The sequence below is a fragment of the Stenotrophomonas capsici genome, from assembly GCF_034961085.1.
Classification (GTDB): Bacteria; Pseudomonadota; Gammaproteobacteria; order Xanthomonadales; family Xanthomonadaceae; genus Stenotrophomonas; species Stenotrophomonas capsici.
On record NZ_JAYFUH010000119.1, the window covers coordinates 1 to 9,826 of the forward strand.

Genomic DNA, 9,826 nt, shown 5'->3' on the forward strand with positions numbered 1-9,826 from the left:
CTTTGGTGATTGTCCTGGTACGGCCGCACACGGCGGCCACCCGAGACCCCCGAACCGGAGAGCCCCATGGAACAGAATCCCTACGCCGCGACCGCCACCCCGGTCAGCACCCCCACCGGCACCCAGATCGACACGCTGGACGTGTCCGACCGCTGGAAGCAGTACTTCAAGGGCCTGCAGAAGTACGGCGGGCTGGAAGGCCAGCTGTTCAAGGCCATCCCCAAGGGACCGGAGCGCCTGGCCGCGGCCAAGGAGATGGCTCCGCCGATGTCGGCCTTCCTGCTGGCCTTCGTGTTCGGCTTCTTCTACTACCTGGTCAAGGGCATGTGGAAGAAGGGCCTGGTGCTGGCACTGATGACCTTCATGGGCCTGACCGTGGTGGTGACGGTGCTGTACCTGATCGGCGGCGAAACCCTGGCCGGTGGCGCCCGCTACCTGGGCGGCGTGGCCTTCGGGATCATGGCCCCGCGCGACTTCTATTCCTTCAAGGTGCTGGGCGACAAGGGCTGGCTGCCGGTCCGGCCGTTCTGAGCCGGCCTGCGAGAGCCCGCCGATGACCCCTTCCCTGGCCTCCACCGCCCCGGCCGGACCCACCGCCGCGGTGGCCACGCCCGCCTACCCGCGCTTCGTCCAGATCTGGCTGGTCGTGGACCTGACCCTGTGCACGCTGACCGGCATTCTGGCGCTGGTGGCCACCTACCACCTCAGCCGCGGCGACGCCGGCGACTATCCGCCGGCGCTGGCCATTGGCCAGACCGTCGTGCAGTCGGCCATCGCGGTATTCGGCATCAGCGGCAACCTGCTGTTGATGCGGCACCGTGCCGCCGGCTTCTGGCTGGCCTGCCTGGCGCTGGTGGCGGTCTGCGTCGGCATGGTGATGTCCATGCACGAGCTGCGGCTGCACATCGCCGCGTCCGATGACGGGGGCTGCCCGCCCGGCCTGCTGCTCGGCTTCGTCCTCACCCTCAGCTGTCGCTACCTGCTGAACATGGTCTATGCCTTCGCGCTGCGTGACGCCTGGCGCACGCTGCAGGCCAAACGGGGAAGCGCGGCATGAGCACGCTGCGTACGCCCTCGACCCGCCCGACCGCCTTCTGGGTCGGGCTCGGCGTGCCGCTGGCGATCGTGCTGGTCGCGGCGTGGCAGTGGTACCGCGCCGCGCACTGGCGGCTGGACGTGGCCAGCGGCCACGACGCCGGGCCGTACCTGGGGCCGCTGGCGCTGGTCACGCTGCTGCTGGGCATGACCGCCATCGCCACGTTCTGTCTGGCCCTGCTCGGCATGCGGCGCGCCGCCTCGCGTGCCCTGCTCTCGCGCGCCGCGCTGGTGGAGGCGTTCAACCGCGGCAGGCGCTGGCTGCCGGCGTTCATGGTTGCGCAGGCCCTGTTGGTGTTCGGCGGCCTGATCGGCGTGCTGCTGTTCGAGATCGGCCGCGCCATCGACCAGCACTACGTCTCCGGCAACGCGATGAAGATGGTGATGTTCGCCGGCCTGATCGTGCTGGCCCTGCTCTGGTATGGCGCGCGGATCATCTGGGACACGCTGCGCGTGACCCTGCGCCGCCAGGACGCCGAGCCGATCCAGATCATCGGCCAGACGCTGTCGCCGGCACAGGCGCCACAGCTGTGGTCGTTCGTGCAGGACATCGCCCGGCGTACCGAGGCACGCGTGCCGGACACCGTGGTGGTGGGCCTGAACGAGGGCTTCTTCGTCACCGAGCACGCGGTGCAGCTGGCCAATGGCCAGCGCGTGCCCGAGGGCCGCGTGCTGTACCTGCCGCTGCCGTACATGAGCTTCATGGAACGCCCCGAGGTCTCGGCCGTGGTGGCGCACGAGCTGGGCCACTTCACCGGCGAGGACACCCGCTACGGCCTGCAGTTCAGCCCGATCTACCGTTCCTTGCTCAACAGCATCCTGGCCGTGACCAACGAGCACGCCGCCGACGATGACGGTTGGCGCGCGTGGATCACCGCGCCGGCCAGCCTGTACGGCAAGTGGTTCCTGCACAGCTTCGACGAAGCGGTGCATCACTGGAGCCGCGAGCGTGAACTGGCGGCCGATGCGTTCAGCAGCCGCATCGCCGGCACCGCGCCGGCGGCGCTGGCCCTGCTGCGCAGCGCGGTGCTGCAGGAGTTCGTCGACGAGGCGCTGGCACACAACCAGCAGGCCCCCCCGCACCTGCGTGAAGGCGTGCTGTCCCGGGTACGGCGGCAGGTGGCCGAACACGGCCTGGGCGACCCACGCAACCACCTGGACGACCAGCAGTCGCATCCGCTGGACACCCATCCCACGCTCAAGCAACGCCTGGATGCACTGGGCGTTGCGATCACCCCCGAACTGCTGGTCCGCACCCGCGACCGCCGCCAGAGCAGCCTGCTCGCGGAACTGGGCCTGGAGGCCAGCACCTCCACGCCAATGGAGACACCATGATCGACATCGCTTCGTCGCTGGAAAAGGAATACGGCGACATCTCCCAACGCGAACGCGAGAGCACCCTCACCGAGCTGCGCAGGATCGAGGCCGCCGGGCGGGGCCGCACCGAGATCAAGCCGCACGCGATCATGCTGCCGCTGTTGTTCGGCTTCACCGGTGGCATCGTGGCCTATGGCGCGTCCACCTCCAGCGCGATGTCGGGCACCAGCGCCATGATCGCCATCGCGGTCGGCGTGGTGCTGGTGCTGGCCAGCCTGTGGGCCCTGCTTGCCCCGCGCGCGGCGCGTTTCACGCTCACCGAGGAGGGCATCCGGGTGAAGCAGCTGCTGCTGCCCTGGGACACCATCGTCGACTACGGCGTGGTCGAGCATTCGTACAACGGCTTCAGCACGCACACCTCGGTGACGCTGCTGCACAGCGAAGGTTTCACTCCACCCAAGCTCGGCTTGCTGGTACTGTTCGGCGGCAGCACGCGCGACCGCAAGAGCGGACTGTACGAAACCCGATTGACCCTGCACGCCGGTGCCCGCGGCATGAACTGCGAAAAACTCGCCAAACGCATTGGTGATTTTTTCGCCGCGGCCCAGGCCCGCCATGAATTGCGCCGGATGCAGGCCGATTGACACCATTACAACAAGGAGATCCACGATGAAGAAAATCAAATTCCTGACCCCGTTGCTGTTGCTTGCCCTGCTGGCCGGTTGCAGCCAGCTGATGGGCCCCTCCGCCTCCGACTACATGGAGCGCAACCTGAGCGTCTGGAACAGCCTGATCGCCAAGTTCAACCAGTGGAGCGACGGCAGCAAGGCCGAGCAGCTGAACGCCAAGCTGGAAGAGCGCAAGGGCCTGGTCGAGATGAAGCCGGTGCTGGACACCGCGCGCGCCGAGACGGTGACCCTGCGCGAGTCGATGCAGCAGCAGCCGGTGCCGGAAGATGCACAGGAACTGCACGCCAAGACCATGGCTTCGCTGGACTCGGCGGTGGAATGGTTCGACGCAATGCTCAAGCTGACCGCACTGCCGGACGACTTCAGCAACGAACAGGCTCAGCCGCTGCTGGACGCGGTCGACAGCGCCGCCGGCAAGTTCGACACGCTCACCGACGAACTGGACGTGATGCAGGAGGCCTACGCCAAGAAGCACCGCATCACCCTGCAGATGCAGGCCCCCAGCGAAGAAGAGTAAGACGCCACCGCAAGGACGCGGTGCGGTACACAGGAGCCGGACGACAGGGAGGTCAGATCGTCGGTGACTTTCCCTCTCCCCCGCGTGGGGAGGGGGATTGAAGACGCAAGGCCTGGGCAGCGACCCGCTTGACCTGCGGCGGCGTGATCGGCGAAGCCAGCAGGAACCGGGCATCGGTGGCGATCCGTGCATCCACGGCCTCCCGCTCGGCGCCCTGCAAGCGATGGCACATCTGCAGGATCAGCCGTTCGTAGGCGGCCTGCCACTGCAGCAACGGCGATTGGCCCTGCCTGCCCTCGTTGCGCCGCACCTGCTCCAGCAGGTCATCGGGGCGGCTGCAACGCCCTTCCAGCACCTCCAGTTCGGCCAGCATGAAGCGCGTGGACACGAACAGTTCGTCCTTCGGCGTCTGGCCCAGCGCGGTGAGCCCGGCCAATGCCTCCCCGGCAAGCGCGCGCGCGGCATCCATCCGGCCCAGGTCACGGGCATCACCGGCCAGTTCCAGCTTCAACAGCTGCACGTCGACGCCGCCGTCGTCGCCGTTGCGGGCCAGCACCTGCAGGGCCTGCTGGTGCAGCGCCTGCGCACCCTGGACATCGCCCATGAAACTGCGGCTGTTGCCGATCAGCTCCAGCGCGTCGTTGGTGCTGTCCGAGCCGATGCGCTCCAGCGCCGCCAGCACCTGGCGGGCGATGCGCTCGGCGGTGACGTAGTCGCCCTTGTACAGGTGCATGCGCGCGCCGTTCTGGGTGGTGATGATGGCGCGGAAGCTGTCCGGCCCACCGTTGGCCACCGCGTAGCGATGGGCGATGTCGCTCAATGCGATGGCTGCATCCACGTCCCCCTGCCCCAGCTTGGATGCGGCCAGTGCGATCGCCGCGGCGGCGGTCGGCTCGGATTCCTCGCCGAACTGTGCGCGGGTGGCGGCCAGCGTCGGTTCGAGGATGGCATCGGCCTGCGCGTAATCGGACTGCTTGACCAGCGCACGGCCCAGCCATGCCGCGCTGACCAGGCTGCGCGGGTGGTTCGGCCCGTACAACCCGCCGTTGGCCTCCACCACCTGGCGCAGCAGGCTCACCGCTTCTTCGCTGCCACCGGTGGCGCTGAGCAGGTTGGCCAGGTCCTCGCGCATCTGGTTGAGTTCGGCCACCGACTGCGGCACCTGCCGCTGCGCCAGCGCGATGGCCTGGCGCAGGTGGGCAATGGCTTCGGCGCGCTTGCCGCGCGATTCGTCCAGGCCTGCATACTGGTGGAAGGCCTCGGCGAGCCGGCCTTCGCCCTGCGCGCCCAGCGCCTGCAGCTGCGTCACCGATTGCCTGAACCAACGTTCGGCCGGATCAAGCTGGCCGGCGCGCCGGTACAGCGTGGCCAACTGGTAGGCCGCCACGCCACGCTGCAGGCGCGCGGCGGTGCTGGTACCCGGGGGCCGGGCCAGGATCCGCTCCAGCATCCGCATCGCCGTGGGGTCCGGCGCATCGCCCTGCCCGGCCACGCGCGCATGGGTGATGGCCAGTTCCGTCGCCAGCATCGAATCCTCGCCCAGCGCAGCCACCGCCGCGTCATGACCGCGCCGGGACAGTGCCTCGGCCTTGGCGTACTCGCCCAGCCCGATGTAGGTGCGCGACAGCGCATCGAACAGGCGCGCCTGCATCTCCGGCTGTCCGGCCAGGGTGGTCTCGGCCTGGCGCACGCCGGCATCCACCAGTTCCAGCGCGGTGGGCGTCTTGCCGCCGGTCAGCTCCGGGTTGGCCGACTCGAACACGTTGATCAGGAAGTCGCGTACCGCATCGGCAGTGCGCGCCTGCTCGGTGGCACGCAGTGCTTCGCTCTCGGCGCGCTGCTGCTGCAGGCGTGCCTCATGGGCCTGCCACAGGGTGCCGCCCATGCCCGCCAGCAGGGTCAGCAACAGCACCGTGACCACGCTGACCCCGATGCGATGGCGATGCAGGTAGCGGCGCAGGCGATCCCAGCGGTCCGGCGCGCGTGCCGATACCGGACGCCGCGCGATGGCGGCATCGATGTCGGCCAGCAACGCGTCCACCGAGCCATAACGCTGCGCCGGCGACTTGGCCAAGGCCTTCAACGCGATGGCATCCAGGTCCTGCAGCAGCGGCCTGGCGCCGCCCTGCGCCACGGCGGGCACGGCCTGCGCGGCCGGTGCCTGCGGCAGCTCGTCGCGGATGCGCGCCATCATCGCGCCCAGCGGCAGGCCATCCAGGTCCAGCGGCGCGCGGCCGCACAGCAGGTAGAACAGCAACCCGCCCAGCGCATACACATCCGAGCGCACGCTGGCGCTGTTGTCGATGATCAGTTCCGGCGCGGCGAACTCCGGCGTCAGCGCCACCTGGGTCGCACCGGCGGCCTCGCTCTGGTCCGACGCCAGCACGCGTGCGATGCCGAAGTCGAGCAGGTGCGCCTGGCCCTGCGCGTCGACCAGGATGTTGCCGGGCTTGATGTCCCGGTGGATCACCAGCTGCTCGTGCGCATACGCCACGGCCACGGCGACCTGCCGGAACAGCGCCAGGCGCGCCTGCAGGTCCGGCTGCACGCGGGCCAGCCACACGTCCAGCGTGCTGCCTTCGATATGGTCGGTGACCAGGAACGGATGGCCGTCGGCCATGCTGCCGGCGTCCAGCAGGCGCACGATGCCCGGGTGCTGCAGGCCGGCCAGCACGCGCCGTTCGGATTCGATGTTGCGGGCCAGCGCCGGGCGGTCGTCACGGATGAACTTGATCGCCACCTGCTTCTCGAACAGGCCGTCGGCACGCTCGCCCAGCCACACCTCGCCCATGCCGCCGCGGCCGATCATGCGCAGCGCACGCCAGTTGCCGACGATCTCGCCGCTATGGCCGATCGGGTCGGCCGCCGCGCGCGGCACCAGGTAGCCCACCGAACGCTCGATGCCGGCCAGCCAGCCGCGCAGGGCGGCGGCATCCTCGGTGTTGTCGTCCGCCACCCGGGCGATGAACGCCGCGCGCTCGGGTTCGGGCAGGTCGAGCAGTTGGTCCAGCAGCGCCTCGCGGCGCAGCCAGTCGTCGGGCGTAGATTCCATCAGGCGTCCGGATGCAGGCGTTCGTACAGCCAACCGCGCGCCTTGAGCCAGTCGCGGCGCACGGTGCTGCGGTCGATCTCCAGCACCTCGCCGGTTTCCTCCTCGCTGAGGCCGGCGAAGTAACGCAGCTGCACGACCCGCGCCAGCCGCGGGCGCAGCTTCTCCAGCCGCTCCAGCGCGTCGTTGAGCTCGAGCAGCCGCTCGGCCTCGTCCAGGTCGGACTGCATCACCTCCACCTGGCCCAGTGTCTCGTGGCGCACGCCGCTGCCGCGCTTCTGCGCGACCCGGTCGCGGGCATGGTTGATGACGATGTTGCGCATCGCGCGCGCGGCGATGGCCAGGAAATGGTTGCGGTCGATCTGCTGGAACAGCTCGGGTGATGCCGCGAACCGGAGGTAGGCCTCGTTGATCAACGCGGTGGTGGACAGGGTCTCGCCAACCGCACCGCGGCGCCGGCGGTAACGGGCGATCTGGCGCAGTTCTGCCTGCATGTCGGTCATCAGCTGGGAGAGGTCCACCTTGCGCCCGCCCAGCAGGCTTTCCAGCCGCTGGCCGATCTCGACCTCGTAATCATCCGCTTCCATTACCACCTTGCCGGACCCACGCCCTGCCGTTGATCCCGGCAGCCTAGCAGCAACGCCGCCGGGCCGGTGTGGAGGTGGCCGCACCGGTTGCGGCGGAACGGCCGCCTTCACTTCATTCGGTCATCTGCAGGCCCTACGCTTGCCGGCGGCGGGGATCCACCACCCAATCCGGGAACACAGCACAATGACCAAGCGTTCGATCACCGGGCCACTCGGCGTGGCCCTGCTCGCCGCCCTGGCCAGCAGTCCGGCCACCGCCGCGGTATTCGTCAATGAACTGCACTACGACAACAGCAACGGCGATGCGAATGAAGGCATCGAGGTCGTCGCCACCGCCGGCGAGGACCTGTCCACCTACAAGGTGGTGCTCTACAACGGCGCCTCGCCCTCGGCCGGCGTCACCTACAGCACCCGCAACCTGCCCGCGGGCAGCGCGGTCAACTGCGGCAGCACCGTCACCATCGCCAGCCTGCGTTCGACCAACCTGATCCAGAACGGCGGCAACGATGGCATCGCACTGGTCGATGGCAATGGCCAGGTCGTGCAGTTCCTCAGTTACGAAGGCGCATTGACCGCCAGCAATGGCCCCGCGGCCGGCATGAGCAGCACCAACCTTCCGGTTTCGGAAACCAACAGCACCCCGGAAGGCACCTCGCTGCAGCTAGGCGGCAGTGGCAGTGCGTACGCCGACTTCGCGTGGAAAACCTCCGCCGCGCAGACTTTCGGCCAATGCAACCTCAACCAGAGCTTCAACGGCACCGGTACCGGCACCGGCATGCGTCCGTCGGTGACCAGCACGCTGCCGGCCAACGGCGCCAGCAACGTCGCGGTGGCCACCGACCTGCAGGTGCACTTCAGCGAAGCCGTCACCGCCAGCAACGGTGCGTTCGCCCTGCAATGCACCCAGGCCGGCGCGATCCCCCTGTCCTACCCGGGCAGCGGCACGCACTTCCCGCTGGCACCGCAGAACGTACTGCCGGCCGGCGACAGCTGCCAGCTGACCGTCACCGCCAGCCGCATCACCGACGTCGACGGCATGACCCCGGCCAGCAACACCTCGGTGTCCTTCACCGTCGCCAGCGCCACCACCGCCGGCTACTGGTCCAAGGTCAACACCAGCAGCCCGTCGCAGCTGCGCTGCTCGCTGCACGCCACCATCAAGGGCCACACCTCCTACCCGTACAGTGGCACCGGCACCAACACCTGGACCATCCTGGAAGTGGCCGACGAGGACCCCAACAACCCCAACAACATCCTGGACATCTACCGCAACCGCAGCTACCCGAAGGTCTCGGCGCGCGCCGGCACCGGTTCGGGCCTCACCTACAACCGCGAGCACACCTGGCCCAAGTCGCTGGGCTTCTCCTCGGCCACCGGTGACAAGGGCCTGCCCTACGCGCCACACACCGATGCACACATGCTTTACCTGAGCGACACCAACTTCAATTCCAGCCGTGGCAACAAGCCGCTGGCCAACTGCAGCAGCGGGTGCACCGCGCTGGCTACCGAAGCCAACAACGGTGATGGCGGCGGCAGCGCACGCGGGCAGAAGAACTGGTTCGTCGGCCCCGACGGCAACGCCGGCAGCTTCGAGACCTGGGACGGCCGCAAGGGCGACATCGCGCGCGCGGTGATGTACATGGCCATCCGCTACGAAGGCGACCCGCATCCGGTCACCGGCCAAGGCGAGCCGGACCTGGAGTTGACCAACGACCGCAGCAAGATCGTGCTGACCTCCAGCTCGCCGGCGTACATGGGCCTGTTGTCGACGCTGCTGCAGTGGCACCTGGCCGACCCGCCGACCGCACGCGAACGCGAGCGCAACGAGGTGGTCTACAGCTTCCAGGGCAACCGCAACCCGTTCATCGACCACCCCGAGTGGGCGAGCGAGTCGCTGTTCACCTCGGCCAAGCCGGCGAGCTGCCAACTGAACTGAGCAGGCTCGCAGGCCATTGCAGGTCCGCGAACCGGGCCTGCAGTGACAAAAAAAATGGCGCGTCCCGGGGGATAAGCGGGCCGCGCCATGAAGCCAGAGAGAGTTACCGATGGAACGGTGACCGCTTTTCTTTATCTTCCAGCTCTGTATTGATGAGTGCTAGCGCGACCGCTGGCTGCGCATGCCTGAGCCGCACAGCCCCCAAGGCGGACTCGGCTCCGTCAGGCATCAGCCAACGCGCCTCATCCAGCGGTTTCACTCTCCTGACCGTCGCAAACCAGCGCCAGTCGCGCCAAGGGCAGAGTGAAATCGTGACGCAGGGCAATATACAATCGATGACAACGATGTCAACACTTCCATCCGAAAGTGCCGCAGCGCCTTCTGCGACAATCCCGCGGATGGACGTAAGACTGGTCTTCTGCACCTGCCCCGATCACGACAGCGCGCAGGCCCTGGCCCACCACCTGGTGGCGCGGCGGCTGGCGGCGTGCGTGAACTTGTTGCCCCCGATGCAGTCTGTGTATGGCTGGCAGGGGCAGATCGAGCAGGCCGAGGAGGTCCAGCTGTTGATCAAGACCTGCGCGGACCGGTTGGAGGCCCTGCAAGCCGCCATCCTCGAGCGGCACCCCTACGAAC

General features: G+C 68.4%; 9 protein-coding genes. 7 read left to right on the forward strand and 2 right to left on the reverse strand.

What is annotated here, in order from left to right; genetic code table 11:
• Nucleotides 1–66: 66 nt before the first annotated feature.
• From VA603_RS09460 to VA603_RS09480, 5 genes are read left to right on the forward strand one after another with little or no spacing between them, the layout of a single operon-like run.
• Nucleotides 67–531, forward strand: coding sequence for a DUF2628 domain-containing protein (locus VA603_RS09460; protein WP_323438647.1), 465 nt, complete (start codon nucleotides 67–69; stop codon nucleotides 529–531).
• Between the two features lie 22 nt (nucleotides 532–553).
• Nucleotides 554–1,057 carry a hypothetical protein gene (locus tag VA603_RS09465; RefSeq protein WP_323438648.1) on the forward strand — a complete coding sequence of 168 codons (504 nt, stop codon included), beginning with the start codon at nucleotides 554–556 and terminating at the stop codon, nucleotides 1,055–1,057.
• Nucleotides 1,054–2,430 (forward strand): M48 family metallopeptidase, encoded by a 1,377-nt coding sequence (locus VA603_RS09470; protein ID WP_323438649.1) that lies wholly within the window; start codon nucleotides 1,054–1,056, stop codon nucleotides 2,428–2,430. The genes VA603_RS09465 and VA603_RS09470 overlap by 4 nt, the downstream gene beginning before the upstream one ends.
• On the forward strand, nucleotides 2,427–3,056 hold the full coding sequence (locus tag VA603_RS09475; RefSeq protein ID WP_323438650.1) for a hypothetical protein: 630 nt from the start codon (nucleotides 2,427–2,429) through the stop codon (nucleotides 3,054–3,056). Before VA603_RS09470 ends, VA603_RS09475 begins: the two co-directional genes overlap by 4 nt.
• A 25-nt stretch (nucleotides 3,057–3,081) precedes the next feature.
• Nucleotides 3,082–3,618 (forward strand): hypothetical protein, encoded by a 537-nt coding sequence (locus tag VA603_RS09480; RefSeq protein WP_132863390.1) that lies wholly within the window; start codon nucleotides 3,082–3,084, stop codon nucleotides 3,616–3,618.
• Between the two features lie 52 nt (nucleotides 3,619–3,670).
• On the opposite strand, the gene VA603_RS09485 is transcribed toward VA603_RS09480, so the two are convergent.
• The gene (locus tag VA603_RS09485; protein ID WP_323438651.1) at nucleotides 3,671–6,670 is read right to left on the reverse strand and encodes a protein kinase domain-containing protein; all 3,000 of its coding nucleotides are present in this window, start codon (nucleotides 6,668–6,670) and stop codon (nucleotides 3,671–3,673) included.
• Entirely contained in the window at nucleotides 6,670–7,254 is a 585-nt protein-coding gene (locus VA603_RS09490) for an ECF-type sigma factor (RefSeq protein ID WP_323438652.1), read from the reverse strand. The genes VA603_RS09485 and VA603_RS09490 overlap by 1 nt, the downstream gene beginning before the upstream one ends.
• Nucleotides 7,255–7,438: 184 nt before the next feature.
• Between VA603_RS09490 and VA603_RS09495 the strand changes: the two genes are divergently transcribed.
• Together VA603_RS09495 and cutA are read left to right on the forward strand one after the other, a co-directional pair.
• Entirely contained in the window at nucleotides 7,439–9,190 is a 1,752-nt protein-coding gene (locus VA603_RS09495; RefSeq protein WP_323438653.1) for an endonuclease, read from the forward strand.
• Between the two features lie 398 nt (nucleotides 9,191–9,588).
• Nucleotides 9,589–9,826, forward strand: a 238-nt coding sequence (gene cutA / locus VA603_RS09500; RefSeq protein ID WP_323438654.1) for a divalent-cation tolerance protein CutA, incomplete at its 3' end; no start/stop codon positions are given.

What these genes read in the sequence shown, in the direction of transcription:
- VA603_RS09460 (WP_323438647.1), top strand. Translation starts at nt 67, where the DNA reads ATGGAACAGAATCCCTACGCCGCGACCGCCACCCCGGTCAGCACCCCC.
- VA603_RS09465 (WP_323438648.1), top strand. Translation starts at nt 554, where the DNA reads ATGACCCCTTCCCTGGCCTCCACCGCCCCGGCCGGACCCACCGCCGCG.
- VA603_RS09470 (WP_323438649.1), top strand. Translation starts at nt 1,054, where the DNA reads ATGAGCACGCTGCGTACGCCCTCGACCCGCCCGACCGCCTTCTGGGTC.
- VA603_RS09475 (WP_323438650.1), top strand. Translation starts at nt 2,427, where the DNA reads ATGATCGACATCGCTTCGTCGCTGGAAAAGGAATACGGCGACATCTCC.
- VA603_RS09480 (WP_132863390.1), top strand. Translation starts at nt 3,082, where the DNA reads ATGAAGAAAATCAAATTCCTGACCCCGTTGCTGTTGCTTGCCCTGCTG.
- VA603_RS09485 (WP_323438651.1), bottom strand. Translation starts at nt 6,670, where the DNA reads ATGGAATCTACGCCCGACGACTGGCTGCGCCGCGAGGCGCTGCTGGAC.
- VA603_RS09490 (WP_323438652.1), bottom strand. Translation starts at nt 7,254, where the DNA reads ATGGAAGCGGATGATTACGAGGTCGAGATCGGCCAGCGGCTGGAAAGC.
- VA603_RS09495 (WP_323438653.1), top strand. Translation starts at nt 7,439, where the DNA reads ATGACCAAGCGTTCGATCACCGGGCCACTCGGCGTGGCCCTGCTCGCC.